Origin of the sequence: Micromonospora sp. RV43, from assembly GCF_001029515.1 — a bacterium.
Classification (GTDB): Bacteria; Actinomycetota; Actinomycetes; order Mycobacteriales; family Micromonosporaceae; genus Micromonospora; species Micromonospora aurantiaca.
On the sequence record NZ_LEKG01000181.1, the window covers coordinates 1 to 15794 of the forward strand.

18 protein-coding genes are annotated in these 15794 nt (G+C 73.7%); 12 read left to right on the forward strand and 6 right to left on the reverse strand.

Annotation, left to right across the window (positions count from 1 at the left end):
- Positions 1-1475: 1475 nt before the first annotated feature.
- From ABD52_RS30965 to ABD52_RS30975, 4 genes are read left to right on the forward strand one after another with little or no spacing between them, the layout of a single operon-like run.
- Positions 1476-2063, forward strand: a complete 588-nt coding sequence (locus ABD52_RS30965; RefSeq protein WP_235437610.1) for a hypothetical protein — start codon at positions 1476-1478, stop codon at positions 2061-2063.
- The gene (locus tag ABD52_RS41130; protein WP_235437611.1) at positions 1991-2329 is read left to right on the forward strand and encodes an ABC-2 family transporter protein; all 339 of its coding nucleotides are present in this window, start codon (positions 1991-1993) and stop codon (positions 2327-2329) included. Before ABD52_RS30965 ends, ABD52_RS41130 begins: the two co-directional genes overlap by 73 nt.
- Before the next feature lie 28 nt (positions 2330-2357).
- Entirely contained in the window at positions 2358-3158 is an 801-nt protein-coding gene (locus ABD52_RS30970) for an ABC transporter permease (RefSeq protein WP_041784219.1), read from the forward strand.
- Positions 3155-4141 (forward strand): ATP-binding cassette domain-containing protein, encoded by a 987-nt coding sequence (locus ABD52_RS30975; protein WP_047894087.1) that lies wholly within the window; start codon positions 3155-3157, stop codon positions 4139-4141. The genes ABD52_RS30970 and ABD52_RS30975 overlap by 4 nt, the downstream gene beginning before the upstream one ends.
- Here the strand turns inward: ABD52_RS30975 and ABD52_RS30980 are convergent.
- Positions 4125-4685, reverse strand: a complete 561-nt coding sequence (locus ABD52_RS30980) for a helix-turn-helix domain-containing protein (protein WP_013287712.1) — start codon at positions 4683-4685, stop codon at positions 4125-4127. The two genes, ABD52_RS30975 and ABD52_RS30980, sit on opposite strands and share 17 nt — an antisense overlap.
- 67 nt (positions 4686-4752) lie before the next feature.
- Between ABD52_RS30980 and ABD52_RS30985 the strand changes: the two genes are divergently transcribed.
- Both ABD52_RS30985 and ABD52_RS30990 read left to right on the forward strand, forming a co-directional pair.
- Positions 4753-5541: an AzlC family ABC transporter permease gene (locus ABD52_RS30985; RefSeq protein WP_013287711.1), complete on the forward strand. Its 789-nt coding sequence runs from the start codon at positions 4753-4755 to the stop codon at positions 5539-5541.
- Complete coding sequence (locus ABD52_RS30990; protein ID WP_013475721.1) at positions 5535-5843, forward strand: AzlD domain-containing protein; 309 nt, start codon at positions 5535-5537, stop codon at positions 5841-5843. The genes ABD52_RS30985 and ABD52_RS30990 overlap by 7 nt, the downstream gene beginning before the upstream one ends.
- Before the next feature lie 69 nt (positions 5844-5912).
- On the opposite strand, the gene ABD52_RS30995 is transcribed toward ABD52_RS30990, so the two are convergent.
- From ABD52_RS30995 to nadA, 3 genes are all read right to left on the reverse strand, one after another.
- Positions 5913-6518, reverse strand: coding sequence for a DUF3043 domain-containing protein (locus ABD52_RS30995; RefSeq protein WP_047894088.1), 606 nt, complete (start codon positions 6516-6518; stop codon positions 5913-5915).
- Between the two features lie 114 nt (positions 6519-6632).
- A complete protein-coding gene (gene murA / locus ABD52_RS31000; protein ID WP_030273035.1) occupies positions 6633-7988 on the reverse strand; it encodes a UDP-N-acetylglucosamine 1-carboxyvinyltransferase in 1356 nt (451 codons plus the stop codon).
- A 214-nt stretch (positions 7989-8202) separates the two neighbouring features.
- The gene (gene nadA, locus ABD52_RS31005) at positions 8203-9378 is read right to left on the reverse strand and encodes a quinolinate synthase NadA (protein WP_030273033.1); all 1176 of its coding nucleotides are present in this window, start codon (positions 9376-9378) and stop codon (positions 8203-8205) included.
- Between the two features lie 43 nt (positions 9379-9421).
- On the opposite strand from nadA, the gene ABD52_RS31010 reads away from it, so the two are divergent.
- The 4 genes from ABD52_RS31010 (at position 9422) to ABD52_RS31025 (ending at position 12792) form a co-directional block, all read left to right on the forward strand.
- Complete coding sequence (locus ABD52_RS31010) at positions 9422-10582, forward strand: glycerate kinase (protein WP_186466362.1); 1161 nt, start codon at positions 9422-9424, stop codon at positions 10580-10582.
- Between the two features lie 140 nt (positions 10583-10722).
- Entirely contained in the window at positions 10723-11091 is a 369-nt protein-coding gene (gene erpA, locus ABD52_RS31015; protein WP_013287705.1) for an iron-sulfur cluster insertion protein ErpA, read from the forward strand.
- A 178-nt stretch (positions 11092-11269) separates the two neighbouring features.
- A complete protein-coding gene (locus ABD52_RS31020) occupies positions 11270-12244 on the forward strand; it encodes a carbohydrate kinase family protein (RefSeq protein ID WP_013287704.1) in 975 nt (324 codons plus the stop codon).
- Positions 12241-12792, forward strand: coding sequence for an ATP-binding protein (locus ABD52_RS31025; protein WP_013287703.1), 552 nt, complete (start codon positions 12241-12243; stop codon positions 12790-12792). Before ABD52_RS31020 ends, ABD52_RS31025 begins: the two co-directional genes overlap by 4 nt.
- Before the next feature lie 66 nt (positions 12793-12858).
- Here the strand turns inward: ABD52_RS31025 and ABD52_RS31030 are convergent, their stop codons facing one another.
- Together ABD52_RS31030 and ABD52_RS31035 are read right to left on the reverse strand one after the other, a co-directional pair.
- Positions 12859-13086 (reverse strand): sulfurtransferase TusA family protein, encoded by a 228-nt coding sequence (locus ABD52_RS31030; RefSeq protein ID WP_030273026.1) that lies wholly within the window; start codon positions 13084-13086, stop codon positions 12859-12861.
- Positions 13083-14234 carry a cysteine desulfurase family protein gene (locus ABD52_RS31035; RefSeq protein WP_047894090.1) on the reverse strand — a complete coding sequence of 384 codons (1152 nt, stop codon included), beginning with the start codon at positions 14232-14234 and terminating at the stop codon, positions 13083-13085. Before ABD52_RS31035 ends, ABD52_RS31030 begins: the two co-directional genes overlap by 4 nt.
- Before the next feature lie 171 nt (positions 14235-14405).
- Between ABD52_RS31035 and coxB the strand changes: the two genes are divergently transcribed.
- Complete coding sequence (gene coxB, locus ABD52_RS31040; RefSeq protein WP_013287700.1) at positions 14406-15377, forward strand: cytochrome c oxidase subunit II; 972 nt, start codon at positions 14406-14408, stop codon at positions 15375-15377.
- A 10-nt stretch (positions 15378-15387) separates the two neighbouring features.
- Positions 15388-15794: cytochrome c oxidase subunit 4 (locus ABD52_RS31045; protein WP_047894091.1), on the forward strand; the 407-nt coding region annotated here is incomplete at its 3' end.

The following is a 15794-nucleotide window of genomic DNA, read 5'->3' on the forward strand; positions in this document are numbered from 1 at the left end:
CTCCTCGACGGCGAGCAGGTCGTTGCGGCGCGCGGTCAGCGCCGGCAGATCGACCGAGACCTTCCAGGGCCGCTCGGTGACGAACAGGTCCTCGGTGTGGGCCAGTTGCTCGTACTCGCGGGCGGCGGCACGGCCTGGTCACGCCCGTCGACGCCGGGACCGCGCCGACCACGGGCCGGATCGTCCGGTGACGGCTCCACGAAGGGGCCGCGACGACCATCGGACAGGGGTTCGCGGCGTCCGCCGGGGGAGTGGTCCTGGCGGGCGTCGGGTGGCGTGCCCCATCGTTCACCGGAAGCCGCCGGACGACCGTCGGCCGGGGCGTGCCTGCGCGGAGCGGGGTGCGGGGTCTCGTTCGGCTCCGGCATCCAGCCCGGTTGGACGGCCTGGCGCGGCGGGCCGTCGGGGCGTACCCAGCGTTGGTCGAGCCGCTCCGGAGGCGGACCGGGGCGGTGGGGCCGACGGCCGTCCGCGCCGGGGCCGTCGGGATGCCCGCGCCGCTCGTCCGGCCCCGCGGGGCGCTGTCCGCCGGAACTGGCGGAACCGATCGGGTACGCCCCGCGCGAGGCGGCCGGCCCGTCCAGGTACGTGCCGCGTGGTCCTGCCGGCCCGTCCAGGTACGTGCCGCGTGGTCCTGCCGGCCCGTCTGAGTGCCCGCCGCGCGGCCCTGCCGATCCGCCCGGATGCACACCGCGTGGCGCTGGCGTGTTCGAGTGCCCGCCGCGTGGCCCTGACGGTCCGTCCGGACGCCCGCCGCGTGGGTCTGCCGTTCCGTCCGGATGCGCGCCGCGTGGCCCGGCAGGGCTGGTCGGGTGCACCCCGGGCGGGGCCGCGGGACTGACCGGGTATGTGCCGTGCGGACCGGCCGGGCTGACCGGGTATGTGCCGTGCGGGCCGGCCGGACTGGTCGGGTATGTGCCGTGCGGACCGGCCGGACTGGTCGGGTATGTGCCGTGCGGGCCGGCCGGACTGACGGGCTCACCGCCGCGCGGGCCGGCCGGGCTGACCGGATGACCGCCGGCCGGGCTGACCGGGTAGGCGTCGCGTGGACCGGCCGGACCCGCCGGGCGTCCGCCCTCGTGCCCGGGGGGCCGGGAACCGGCGGGGCTCACCGGGTACGTGTCCTCGTCCGGCGCGGGGCTGACCGGCCGTACCTCGGCGCGGCCGACAACGGGGCGCGGACGCGGCGTCAGGTTCTCGATGCCGATGTCACCCGGGTAGCGCTGCCCGGGGAACTGCGGCTGCCACTCGTGGGTTGGCTCGGCGGCCCAGGCCGGTTCGGCCGGCTCGCGCCAGCTGCCCCAGCCACTCATCGGCAACCCCTCCGGCCGCTCGCGCGGGACGGCCCCGGGGCCGGCTCGCGTCGCTCGCTCACGGCGGTGTCACCTCATTGGAAATTCTCGCGCTGGGGCGCCGGACGTGCCGGTACAGTCGCCCGGTCCAGCACGTCGTGGCTGCGGAAGGAGGGTAACGGCGTGGGCTCGGTCACCGCCACTGTGGCACCACCCACCGGCGCACACGTTACCCCATGGTTTCGGACATTCGGCGCGATCGCGGCGGCCGGGTTCCGGCGGCACGCGACCTACCGGCAGGCCGCCGTGGCGGGGTTGTGCACCAACACCGTGTTCGGCTTCCTGCGCTGCTACATCTTCCTCGCGGCGACGGGTGCGGCGGGCACCGTGGCCGGCTACGACAGGGCGCAGCTCGCCACGTTCGTCTGGGCCGGCCAGGGGCTGCTGGCGGTCATCGCCATCTGGGGCTGGACCGATCTGGCCGACCGGATCCGTACCGGCGAGGTGGCCGCCGACCTGCTGCGGCCGGTGCATCCGGTGACCAGCTACCTCGCCACCGACCTGGGCCGGGCCGGGTTCGCGTCGCTGGCCCGGCTGGTGCCGCCGCTGGTGGTCGGGCCGTTCTTCTTCGCGGTGTACGTGCCCCGGCACTGGGCCACACGGTGCCGCTGTTCCTGCTCTCCGCGCTGCTCGCGGTGGTGGTCTGCTTCGGCTGCCGCTACCTGGTCAACGCCACCGCGTACTGGTTGCAGGACGTGCGGGGCCCGATGATCCTGTGGACGCTCGGCTCCGGCGTGCTGGCCGGGCTCTACTTCCCGCTCGGTTTCCTGCCCGGCCCGCTGGAGACCGTCCTGCGGTACGCCACCCCGTTCCCCAGCATCCTCCAGGTGCCGCTGGACGTGCTCGTCGAGCGGGAGCCGATGGCCACCGGTCTCACCCTGGTCGCGGTGCAGGCCGGCTGGGCGGTGCTGCTGCTGGCGCTGTGCCGGCTGGTGCAGCGTCGCGCCGAGCGCCGCCTGGTGGTCCAGGGTGGCTGAGCGCGCGAGCGCCCCCAGGGTGGCTGAGGTGGGTGAACTACGGGCGTACCGGGCGCTGCTCGGTGCGCAGGCGCGCTCGCAGGCGGCGTACCGCACGTCGTTCGTGGTGGACCTGGTCGGCAACGTGGGCGCCACCGTGTTCGACGTGGTCACCGTCTTGGTGATCTTCGGCGTGACGCGGGAGCTGGGCGGCTTCACGCTGCGCGAGACGCTCGTCGTGGTCGGCCTGTCGTCGTGCGGCTTCGCCACCGCCGACCTGCTGGTCGGCAACATCGAACGGCTTCCCCGGTACGTGCGCACCGGCCTCTTCGACGCTGTGCTGGTACGCCCGCTCGGTGCGCTGCCGCAGCTGCTGCTGATGGACCTGCCGCTGCGCAAGCTGTCCCGGGCCGTGTTCGGGCTCGCCGTGCTGCTGTTCGCGCTCGTCTCGGCCGGCATCGACTGGACGCCGGGGCGGGTCGCGCTGGCGGTGGTCGCCCCGCTGGCCGCCGTGGTCTTCTTCGGCTCGGTCTTCGTGCTGACCGCGACCGTGTCGTTCTACTGGGTCGACTCGGGCGAGCTGGCGAACGCGGTCACCTACGGCGGGCGCGACTTCACCTCGTACCCGATCACCGTGTACGGCGGCTGGTTCCGCGCGCTGTTCGCGTACGGGATGGGGTTCGCCTTCGTCAGTTACCACCCGGCGCTGGCGCTGCTGGGCCGCGCCGACCCGCTCGGCCTGCCGCCCTGGACGGGGTGGGCCGCGCCGGGCGTCGCGGTGGTCGCCGCGGCGCTGGCCGCCCTGGCCTGGCGCGTCGGGGTCCGTCACTACCGGAGTACGGGGTCATGAGCGTCATCGAGATGGACGGGCTGCGCAAGGAGTTCACGGTACGGGTGAAGGCCGGGCCGCTGCGGCGTGAGAAGCGGACGGTGACCGCCGTCGACGGGGTCGACCTGCGGGTGGAGCGCGGCGAGATGCTCGGCTACATCGGCCCGAACGGCGCCGGGAAGTCGACCACGCTGAAGATGCTCACCGGCGTGCTGACGCCGTCGGCGGGGCGGGCCCGGGTGTGCGGGCTGCGTCCGGTGGCCGACCGGACCCGGCTGGCGCTGCGCATCGGGGTGGTGTTCGGGCAGCGCTCGCAGCTCTGGTGGGACCTGCCGTTGCGGGACTCGTTCGACCTGTTGCGGCACGTCTACCGGGTGCCGGCCGGCGAGCACGCGGTCCGGCTGGCCCGCTGCCGGGAGCTGCTCGACCTGGACGGGTTCCTGGACACGCCGGTCCGGCAGCTCTCGCTGGGTCAGCGGATGCGCGGCGAGCTGACCGCGGCGCTGCTGCACGGCCCGGAGGTGCTGTTCCTGGACGAGCCGACGATCGGCCTGGACGTGGTGAGCAAGCAGGCGGTGCGCGGCTTCCTGGCCGAGCTGGGCCGGGCCGGGGACACCACGCTCGTGCTGACCACGCACGACCTGGCCGACATCGAGCGGCTGTGCCGGCGGCTCGTGGTGATCGACCACGGGCGGGTGGTGCACGACGGGTCGATCGCGGAGCTGCACCGCCGGTACGGCTCGCGCCGCATGGTGGTCGCCGAGCTGGACGCGGCGCTGCCCGAGCCGCCGGTGCTGCCCGGCGCGCCGGTGCAGCGGGTGGAGGCGGACGGGCGGCGGCTGGTCTTCGCGCTGGAACGGGCGAGCGTCGCCGAGGTGGTGGCCGGGCTGGCCGGCCTGACCACGCTGCGGGACATCTCGATCGTGGAGCCGGACATCGAGGAGGTGGTGACCCGGCTCTACCGCGCGCCGGCTGCGGCGTCAGCGGTCACGGGTGCTCCATGACGAGGACGGCGAAGGTGCCGGGGGCCAGCGCCTCGTACCGGTGCGGGGTGTCACCGGGGAAGGTGGCGTAGTCGCCCGGCTCCAGCTCGACCAGGTCGGTCTCGGGGCCGACCCGCATCCGCCCGGCGGCTACCACGACGTGCTCGACGCTGCGCGGGGTGTGCGCCTCGGCGAGCCGTACCGCGCCGGGTTCCAGCTCCATCACGTAGACGTCGCGCCGGGCGTGTGGCGCCCCGGCCGCGAGCAGGGTGGCCGAGAAGTCGGCGTGCTCGGACCGGATCCGGGGCCCCTGCCCGGCCCGGACCACGCGGACGGCGGCGGTGGGTGGTTCGACCAGGCGGCTGAACGGTACGTCCAGCGCCACGCCGAGCGCCCAGAGCGTCTCCACGCTGGGGTTGCCGGACCCGGACTCCAGCTGGGACAGGGTGGACTTGGCGATCCCGGCGCGGCGGGCCAGCTCGGTCAGCGACAGGCCCGCGCGTTCGCGCTCGCGGCGCAGCGCGGCGGCGATGGTGGCGAGCGGGGGAGCGGGGTCGATCGCCATATGTTCGCTCCATCGGTCGTTTTGTTCGGTTTGACGAACCAGCGTACTTCCGTTCAGGATAATGGACATGCGTACGGCATACCGAACGGGCGACGCCCGGGTGCTCCGCGACGTCGCCGCCATCGGCGCGGCGATGCTCGCCGTGGGCGCGTCGTTCGGCGCCGTGGCGGTGGCCGCCGGCCTGCCCGTCTGGGCCACGCTCGCCATGTCGGCGGTCGTCTACGCCGGTGGCGCCCAGTTCATGGCCGTCGGGCTCGTCGCGGCCGGCAGCCCGCTCGCGGCGGTCCTCGCCGGTCTGCTGCTCAACGCCCGGCACCTGCCGTTCGGCCTGGCCCTCGGTGGTGCGCTCGGTCCGCGGCGCGCGCAACGGCTGCTCGGCAGCCACCTGATGACCGACGAGGCCACAGCGTTCGCGCTGGCCCGCCCGGCCGGGCCGGAGCGGCGCCGGGCGTTCTGGCTCGCCGGGGTGCTGCTGTTCCTGGCCTGGAACGCCGGCACCGCGCTCGGCGTGCTCGCCGGCGGCGCGGCCGGCGACCCGGCGACGCTGGGACTCGACGCCGCGTTCCCCGCCGGGCTGGCAGCACTGCTGCTGCCCAGCCTGCGCGACCGGGAGACCCGCCGGGTGGCGCTCCTCGGCGCCGGCCTCGCCGTGCTGGCGACCCCGCTGCTGCCGGCCGGGCTGCCGGTGCTGCTCGCGCTCGCCGCGCTGGCCCTGCCGCTGCTGGCCCGACGCCGGCTACCCGCCGCGCCGTCCGATGTGACGGCTGCGTCGCCCGATCCGGATGCCGCGCCGGACGGGACCGCTGACGAAGCGGCTGACGGCCGGAGCGTGCGGGCCGGGGAGGTCTCGTGCTGATCGCCGTGATCCTCGCGCTGGCCGCCGGCACCTACGGGTTCCGGGTCGCCGGGGTGCTGCTGCGGGACCGGCTGGACCTGCCGGAGTGGTCCCGTCACCTGCTGCCGATCGGCGCCGCCACGTTGCTGGCCGCGCTCGCCGCCACCGCGGCGCTCACCGAGGCCGGCGGCTTCGCCGGCTACGCCCGGCCCGCCGGTGTGCTCGTCGGTCTGCTGCTCGCCTGGCGCCGGGCGCCGTTCGTGCTGGTCGTGGTCGCGGCGGCGGCCACCACCGCGGTGCTGCGCCTGCTCGGGGTGGACTGAGGCCGGTCCTCGCACGAGAACGGCCCCTCACCGCCGGGGCGGGGAGGGGCCGATTCGGGGCCGGTCCGGTCAGACCTTGTCGCCGATGTTCACCCGGGGTGCGGGAGCGCGCATCCGGCGGAACGTGATCGACCGCATGATCGCGTAGAAGTAGAGCGAGCCGAGCTTCTCGGTGCTCTTGGGGAAGCGCTCGCGGACCAGCCGCTTGATCTTCCGGGAGATCAGCACCGAGTCGATCAGCACGCCGAGCGCCAGCGCGCCCCAGAGCACGTTCGACAGCAGCCGCACGATCGGCGGCATGGCCTGGTTGGAGCCGAACAGCACGATCAGCGCGCCGCCGAAGAACCAGGTGCCGATCGTACGGCGGGAGTCGACCACGTTGCGGGCCAGCAGCCGCTCGGGGCCCCGGTCACGCGGGCCGCCCTCGCGGCGGAACTCGGCGGCGGCCTCGGCGCGGGCGGCGCGGCGCTGCGCGCGGGCCTCCTCCTTGGTCAGCGGCTTCGCCGGCGCGGTCGGCCGGCGACCGGCGACCGGACGCTTCGGCGTGACCTGCCCGAGTTCCTTCTTGCTGGGCGTGTAGCCCCGAGGTCGGGCGGCGGACTCCTCGTCGGTCGTCACAGTGGTGACGGAATCCTCGACGAGGTCGGCGGGCTTGCGGCGAAACAGCGACGGCACGCGGCAAGGGTAGCCAACCGGCCGCGTCCGGTGCACATCACGGGTGCACCGGGCGCGGCCGCTTCCGGTCGCGGCGCCGCGACAGGGGCGCTGTCGCGACGCGGAACGGGACGGTCAGGGACGCTCGACGTGGGCGCCGAGGTCGGCCAGCTTGGCCTCGAAGTCCTCGTAGCCGCGGTTGATCAGGTCCACGCCGTACACCCGGGAGGTGCCCTCGGCGGCCAGCGCCGCGATCAGGTGGCTGAACCCGGCCCGCAGGTCCGGGATGACCAGGTCGGCCGCGTGCAGCTTGCTCGGCCCGGCGATCACCGCGGAGTGCTTGAAGTTGCGCCGGCCGAAGCGGCACGGGGTGCCGCCGAGGCAGTCCCGGTAGACCTGGATGTTGGCGCCCATCGTGTTCAGCGCCTCGGTGTAGCCGAGCCGCTGCTCGTAGACCGTCTCGTGGACGATCGACAGGCCCCGGGCCTGGGTGAGCGCGACCACCAGCGGCTGCTGCCAGTCGGTCATGAAACCGGGGTGCACGTCGGTCTCCAGCGCCACCGCGTTCAGCTCACCGCCCGGGTGCCAGAACCGGATGCCGCCCTCCTGGCCCGGGCTGCCGCCGCGCGGCGGACGCAGGTCGGTGACCTCGTACTCGCCGCCGACCGACCGGAAGATGTTCAGGAAGGTCATCATGTCGGCCTGCTGGGCGCCCAGCACCTCGACGTGACCGCGGGTCGCCAGCGCCGCCGCCGCCCAGCTGGCCGCCTCGATCCGGTCCGGGATCGGCCGGTGGGTGTAGCCGTGCAGCTTCTTGACGCCCTGGATCTCGATCACCCGGTCGGTGTGCACCTTGATGATCGCGCCCATCTTCTGGAGCACGCAGATGAGGTCGATGATCTCCGGCTCGACCGCCGCGTTGCGCAGCTCGGTGACGCCCTCGGCCATCACCGCGGTGAGCAGCACCTGCTCGGTGGCGCCCACGCTCGGGTACGGCAGCGCGAACTTCGTGCCGTGCAGCCCGTTCGGGGCGGACAGGTGCAGGCCCTCCGGCGTCTTCTCGACCGTGGCGCCGAACTCGCGCAGCGCCTGGAGGTGGAAGTCGATCGGGCGCGGGCCGATGTGGCAGCCGCCCAGGTCGGGGATGAAGGCGTGGCCGAGCCGGTGCAGCAGCGGGCCGCAGAACAGGATCGGGATCCGGCTGGACCCGGCGTGCACGTTGATCTGGTCGGTGCTGGCGCTCTCGACGTTCGTGGGGTCGAAGACGAGTTCGCCCTCCTCCACGCCGTCGCTGACCTTCACGCCGTGCAGGCCGAGCAGACCGCGGACCACCTCGACGTCACGGATACGCGGCACGTCGAACAGCCGGCTCGGTGTGTCGCCCAGCAGGGCGGCCACCATCGCCTTGGACACCAGGTTCTTCGCGCCGCGCACGCGGATCCGCCCTTCAAGCGGAGTGCCTCCGTGTACGACCAGGACGTCGTCGGTCAACGCAACCTCCAGCGCGTTGGGTGCTGCCGTGTCTAGTGATGGGTGCACGAAGTTCATCGCTACCCGGAACGCGGTCATGGGAAAACGGGCCGCGTGTGTCGTCGCCCCGGCAGCATAGCCCTCCGTGACGGGAATGGAATCGGTCACATCGCCAGCGAGGGCACGAACCGGGGTGTCCGGTGCGTTTCCGTGCCAGCGAGGTCACCGACGGTGATCAGGCTCCCGGAAGGGCGAGCATCTGGTCCAGCGCCGACCGGGCGTGTCGGGCGGTCTCCGGGTCGACGGTGATCTGGTTGACCACGCGCCCGGCGACCAGTTCCTCCAGCGCCCAGACCAGGTGCGGCAGGTCGATCCGGTTCATCGTCGAGCAGTAGCAGACCGCCCGGTCGAGGAACATGATCTGCTTGTCCGGGTGGGCCAGCGCGAGCCGGCGCACCAGGTTCAGTTCGGTGCCCACCGCCCACGCCGAGCCGGCCGGGGCCGCCTCGATGGTCCTGATGATGAACTCGGTCGAGCCGACCAGGTCGGCGGCGTTCACCACCTCGTGGCGGCACTCCGGGTGCACCAGCACGTTCACGCCCGGCACCCGCTCGCGTACGTCGTTGACGCTGTCGAGCGTGAAACGGCCGTGCACCGAGCAGTGACCCCGCCACAGGATCATCTTCGCGTCGCGCAGCTGCTCCGGGGTCAGCCCGCCGTTCGGCTTGTGCGGGTCGTAGAGCACGCAGTCGTCGAGCGAGAAGCCCATCTCCAGCACCGCGGTGTTGCGGCCGAGGTGCTGGTCGGGCAGGAACAGTACCTTGCGGCCCTGCTCGAAGGCCCAGTCCAGGGCCCGCTTGGCGTTCGACGAGGTGCAGACCACGCCGCCGTTGCGGCCGACGAAGCCCTTGATGTCCGCCGAGGAGTTCATGTACGTCACCGGCACGGTCTCCGCCGCGATGCCCAGATCGGTGAGCGTGTCCCACGCGGCCTCGACCTGCGACAGCACCGCCATGTCGGCCATCGAGCAACCGGCGGCGAGGTCGGGCAGGATCACCTTCTGCGCGTCCGAGGTGAGGATGTCCGCGCTCTCGGCCATGAAGTGCACGCCGCAGAAGACGATGTACTCCGCGTCCGGGCGGGCGGCCGCCTCCCGGGCCAGCTTGAACGAGTCGCCGGTCACGTCGGCGAACTGGATCACCTCGTCGCGCTGGTAGTGGTGGCCCAGGACGAACACCTTCGTGCCGAGCGCGGCCTTCGCGGCGGCGGCACGGGCCACCAGGTCGGGGTCGCTCGGCGCGGGGAGATCACCCGGACACTCCACGCCACGCTCGGTGGCGGGGTCGCTGCCGCGGCCGAGGAGCAGCAGCGCCGTGGCGGTGTTGGACGGCTCAACCCAGGTCGAAGTCACGCCCCCATGGTCCCACAGCGCGACCACCGCGCAGCCGTCCCTGATGTGGCCTGCCACACTGCTGCGCATGCGCGTGCTGCTCTGTCCGGACAAGTTCGCCGGCACGCTGTCGGCCCCCGACGTGGCCGCCGCGGTGGCCGACGGCTGGCGTGACGTCGCGCCCGGCGACGACCTGCTGGCCCGGCCGCTCGCCGACGGCGGGCCGGGGTTCGTCGACGTGCTCGCCGGGGCGCTCGGCGGACGCCGGGTGCCGGTGCCCACGGTCGACCCGCTGGGCCGCCCGGCCGCCGGTGAGATCCTGCTCACCGACGACGGCACGGCGTACCTGGAGAGCGCGCAGGCGTGCGGACTGCACCTGCTCACCGCCGCCGAACGCGACCCGAAGGCCACCACCTCGTACGGGCTGGGGCTGCTCGTCGCCGCCGCGGTCGAGGCGGGCGCGCGGACGGTGGTGGTGGGGCTGGGCGGCTCGGCCACCAACGACGGGGGCGCCGGGATGCTCGTCCCGCTGGGCGTCACGCCGCTGGACGGCGCCGGCCGGGCCCTGCCGTACGGCGGCGCGGCGCTCGCCGAGGTGGCCGCGCTCGACGGGGAGCCCCGGCTGCGCGGCGCGACGCTCGTCGCCGCCACCGACGTGGACAACCCGCTGCTCGGGCTGCACGGCGCGAGCAGCGTCTTCGGCCCGCAGAAGGGCGCCGACCGGGCCGACGTGCTGCTGCTGGACGCCGCGCTGACCCGCTGGGCGGAGGTGCTGACCGAGCGCCTGCCCGGCTGCCCGTCCGGGCTGGGCGCGCTGCCCGGTGGCGGCGCCGCAGGCGGCCTCGGTGCGGCGGTGCTGGCGCTCGGCGGCCGGTGCGAATCCGGCATCGGCCTGGTCACCCGCGCGGTGGGGCTGGACGCCGCGCTCGACGCCGCCGACCTGGTGATCACCGGCGAGGGCTCGTTCGACCACCAGTCACTGCGCGGCAAGGTGGTCGCCGGTGTGGCCGGGGCGGCCCGGGACCGGGGCGTGCCCTGCGTGGTGCTGGCGGGACGGGTGAGCACCGGGCGGCGGGAGGCGGCAGCGGCCGGTGTCACCGAGGCGCACAGCCTCGTGGAGCACTTCGGCGGCGAGGAGCACGGGGGAGTGGACGCGGCGATGGCCCGCCCGGCCGAGGGGCTGCGCGCGCTCGGCGCCCGCCTGGCGCGGCAATGGAGCCGCTGACCGGTTCCGCTGGTCACGCCGCGGGGTGGTGACGCCGGAGGCGGCGTACGATCGAAAGACGGACCACACCGGGAATCACTGGCGGACGTGCGGCGTTGGCCAGGACGTCCGGACCTCATACCGCGCAGGGAGACTTCCACGTGACCACGCCAGCGCAGACCGAGTCGACCGAGGCCAAGGCCCCCAGCACCGTCGTCCTCACCGACGTCGCGGCGCAGAAGGTCAAGGCCCTGATCGAGCAGGAGGGCCGCGACGACCTGCGGCTCCGGGTCGCCGTGCAGCCGGGTGGCTGCTCCGGCCTGCGGTACCAGCTGTTCTTCGACGAGCGCTCGCTCGACGGTGACGTCGTCACCGACTTCGACGGTGTCGAGGTCGTCGTCGACCGGATGAGCGCCCCCTACCTGGCCGGCGCCACCATCGACTTCGCCGACCGGATCGACGCCCAGGGCTTCACCATCGACAACCCGAACGCGGGCAACTCCTGCGCCTGCGGCGACTCCTTCAGCTGAGTCGACAGACCGACCGACAACGGCGGGCCGTCCCGGGTGGGGCGGCCCGCCGTTTCGTCGTACCCCTGCGCGTGACGTCCGGATGTGCGCTGATCGACCGGTTGGTGACCGACCGCCGTCCGTGCGGCCCGGGGGCCGGTAGGCTGACCGCGCCGTGCTCCCGACCCCGAGGGTTGACGTGAAGATCGCCGTGACCGGCTCGATCGCGACCGACCACCTGATGAGCTTCCCCGGCCGATTCGCCGACCAGCTCATCGCCGACCAGCTCGACAAGGTCTCGCTGTCCTTCCTCGTCGACGAGCTGGTGCTCCGCCGCGGCGGCACCGCGGCGAACATCGCCTTCGGCATGGCCCAGCTCGGGCTGCGCCCGGTGCTGCTCGGCGCGGTCGGCGCCGACTTCGCCGACTACCGCTCCTGGCTGGAGCGCCACGGCGTCGACTGCGACTCGGTGCACGTCAGCGAGGTCGCGCACACGGCACGCTTCGTCTGCACCACCGACACCGACATGTGCCAGATCGCCTCCTTCTACGCCGGGGCGATGAGCGAGGCCCGCAACATCGAGCTGGCCCCGGTGGCGCAGCGCCTCGGCGGTCTGGACCTGGTGCTGGTCAGCGCCAACGACCCGGCCGCGATGATCAGGCACTCCGGCGAGTGCCGGGACCGCGGCTACTCCTTCGTCGCCGACCCGTCGCAGCAGCTGGCCCGGATGGACGGCGAGGACGTGCTCGGCCTGATCGACGGTGCCGACTACCTGATGACCAACGAGTACGAGAAGTCGCTGCTCCAGAGCAAGGCCGGCCTTACCGACGAGCAGCTGCTGGACCGGGTCAAGGTGCGGGTCACCACGCTGGGCAAGCAGGGTGTGGAGATCGCCGGCCGGGAGATCGGCACGATCCGGGTGCCGATCGCGCGGGAGATGCAGGCGGTCGACCCGACCGGTGTCGGCGACGGCTTCCGGGCCGGTTTCTTCGCCGCGCTCGACTGGGGCGTCGGCCTGGAGCGGGCGGCCCAGGTCGGCTGCCTGCTGGCCACGCTCGTGCTGGAGAACTTCGGCGGCCAGGAGTACGAGGTCCGCCGCGACCTGTTCGTGAAGCGACTCGCCGAGTCGTACGGTGACGCGGCCGCCGAGGACGTCCGGCCGCACCTGCTGTGACCGGCCCGGCGGCCCCGGCCGGAGGGGTGGACCCGGAGGTCCGCCCCGGCGGCGGCGGTCCGGTGCTCGTCGCGTTCGCCGGGCTGCCGGGCGTGGGCAAGACCACGCTCGCCGCCCGGGTCGGCGCCGCCCTGCGCGCCCCGGTCCTGCCGGTCGACCCGGTCGAGCGCGCCCTGCACCGCTACGGCCTCACCGGCGACGTACCGGGCATGGCCGCCTACGGCGCGGTCGCCGGGCTGGCCGAGGTGCAGCTCGGCCTCGGGCTCAGCGTGGTGGTCGACGCGGTGAACCCGGTCGCCAGCGCCCGGGGCCTCTGGCACGACGTGGCCGAACGGGCCGGCGTGCCGCTGCGGGTGATCGAGGTGCACTGCGGCGACGAGGCGGAGCACCGCCGCCGGGTCGAGGCCCGCCCGCCCGAGGAACACGGCACCTGGGAGCAGACGCTGCGCCGCCGGGCCGAGTACGAGCCGCTGATCGGCCCGCGCCTGGTGGTCGACACCGCCGTGGCCGCCGACCCGCTGCCGGGCATCCTCGCGTACCTGCGCTGACTGCTGGTCGTCCGGTGTTAAGAAGGGCACCTTCCTCTACCTGAGGCGTTAAGAAGGGGCCCTTCCTTACACCCGGACGTCGTAGGCGGGCCCCGGGCGCTCGGCGAGGAACTCGTGGCCGCGCATCCGGCACCACGCCGGGATGTCCACCGCCGCCGCCGGGTCGTCGGCGAGCACCCGTACCACCGCTCCGGCCGGCAGGCCGGGCACCAGCCGGGCGAGATTGATCACCGGTAGCGGGCAGCGCTGCCCCCGGCAGTCCAGCACCTCGTCCGGCTCGCTCCTCGCGCTCACAGGTCCGTCACCCCCGCCTCCGCCCGCAGGTCCGCCACGATCCCGGGCAGCTCGGCCAGGAACCGCTCCACGTCCGCCTCGGTGGTCCCCCGGTGCAGCGACACCCGCACGTTGCCGTGCGACAGCACCCCCATCGCCTCCAGCACGTGTGACGGGCGCAACGTCGACGACGTGCACGACGAGCCGGAGGACACCGCGAACCCGCGCCGGTCCAGCGCGTGCAGCAACGCCTCGCCGTCGACGTACAGGCAGGAGAACGTCACCAGGTGCGGCAACCGGTCCACCGGGTCGCCGACCACCTCCACGTCCGGCACCTCGGCCGCCACCCGCGCCCGGATCCGGTCGACAAGCGGACCCAGCCGGGCCGCCTCCGCCGCCGCGTCGGCCGCCGCCGCGCGCAGGCTCGCCGCCGCCGCGACCACCGCCGGCAGGTTCACCACCCCGGGGGTACGCCCCGACTCCCGCTCGTCGGCCGGGTACGGCGACTCCCACCGGGTGCCCTTGCGCACCACGAGCAGTCCGACACCGGGCGGTCCGCCCCACTTGTGCGCGCTGGCGGTCAGCACCGACCAGCCCGACGGCAGCGGCGCCCGGCCGGCCAGCTGCGCCGCGTCCACGTACAGCGGCACGCCCGCCTCGGCGCACAGCTCCGCCGCCGCGGGCACCGGCTGCACAGTGCCCACCTCGTGACTGGCCCCGATCAACGCCGCGAGGGCCACGCCGGGCGCGGCCACCGCCGCCGCCCAGGCGTCCAGGTCCACCCGGCCCGACCGGTCCACGGGTACGGACACCGCCGCGCCGCCACCTGCCGTGTGCCGCTCCGCGGCGTGCAGCACCGCCGAGTGCTCGATCGCCGAGTGCACCAGCGTCGCCCCGGCCCGCCGCCGCCCGGCCAGGCCTCCGAGTACGGCGGCGTGCCCTGCCGCCGTACCGCTGGGGGTGAAGGACAGCTCGTCGGCGCGGACGCCGAGCGTCTGCGCGGCGGCCTCGCGCGCGGCGTCGAGGAGCTGGCGGGCCCGGCGGGCCGCCGAGTAGAGCCGGGCCGGGTCCGCCCAGCCGTCGTCCAGTGCGGCCAGCATCGCCTGCCGCGCGACCGGATGCAGCGGCGCCGCGCTGGCGGCGTCCAGGTAGACCGGGGAGACGCTCATGAGGCTCCACGCTATCGCCCGGTTACGCCCAAGATCCCCCCGATGGGGGTGGACAGCGACCCCAAGACGGCCTGGCCGGTCATGGTCGAGTAATCTGCGACCGTCGGTGACGCCTTTGCCGTCGGTGTCAAGGAGAACAACCGCCGCGGCGCGCTAGGGAGGCAGGACCAGGTGGTCGCAAGGAGTTCGGAGGTACGGCGCTCGGCCGTACGGCACAGCGCTTCCCCGGGGGCCGGTGGACGCCGGCGGCGTGGTGCTGGTCGAATCGCCGGGCTCGGTCTCGGCGCGGCGGCGCTGCTGGTCTCGCTCACCGGCTGTGACGTCGGCAAGGCGTTCGGCGGGTTCGGCTGGCCGCAGGGCGGCATCACGCCCGAGTCGCACCGCATGTACGACCTGTGGATCGCGTCCTGCATCGCGGCGCTCGCCGTCGGCGTGTTCGTGTGGGGCCTGATCTTCTGGTGCGTGGTCCGCTACCGCAAGCGCGGCAACGAGCTGCCGGTGCAGACCCGCTACAACCTGCCGATGGAGTTCCTCTACACCATCGCGCCGATCCTCGTGGTCTCCGTGCTCTTCTACTACACGGCGGTCGTGCAGACCGACGTGAACAAGCAGTCGAAGAACCCGGACGTCACCGTCGAGGTCGTCGCGTTCAAGTGGAACTGGCAGTTCAACTACCGCGACGGCCAGGGCACCGAGGCCAACACCGTCGCCTCGGTGCTCGGCACCAGCGAGGTCATCCCGGTGCTGGTGCTGCCCAGCGGCCGCTCGATCCGCTTCGAGGAGACCAGCCGCGACGTCATCCACTCGTTCTGGGTGCCGGAGCTGCTGTTCAAGCGGGACGTCATGCCGGGCAACGTGCGCAACACGTTCGAGGTCTCCAGCATCGACCAGGAGGGCGCGTTCGTCGGCCGCTGCGCCGAGCTGTGCGGCAGCTACCACGCCTTCATGAACTTCGAGCTGCGGGTCGTCTCGCCGGAGAAGTACGACCAGTTCCTGGCGGCCAAGAAGGCCGGCAAGTCGACCCAGGAGGCGCTCGGCGCGATCGGTGAGGAAGAGTACGCCACCGAGACGAAGCCGTTCGACACCCGGCGCGACGTGAACAACTTCAACCCGTCCGACGCGACGGCCGGCGCGGGAAGCTGAGGGGTCCGGCATGAAGACCGAGTGGAAGATCTTCCTGACCATCGCCACGTTCCTCCTCGGCGCGACGATCCTCTACGGCGCCTGGACGTACGCCGACAGCGGCGGTCACGTCGAGTGGATCGGCACGGTGGCGCTGCTGCTGTCCTTCCTGCTCTGCGCGATGTGCGGCGGCTTCTTCTGGTTCGTCTCCCGCCGTATCGACCTGCGCCCCGAGGACCGGCCGGACGGCGAGATCGCCGACGGCGCCGGTGAGGTCGGCTTCTTCAGCCCTGGCAGCTACTGGCCGTTCGGGCTGGCGCTGGCCGCCGCGATCGCCGGTCTCGGCCTGGTGTTCTGGCAGTTCTGGCTGCTGGGACTGGGCCTGGTGGCGGTTGTCCTCGCCACCTGCGGGCTGCTGTTCGAGTACTACTCGGGCAC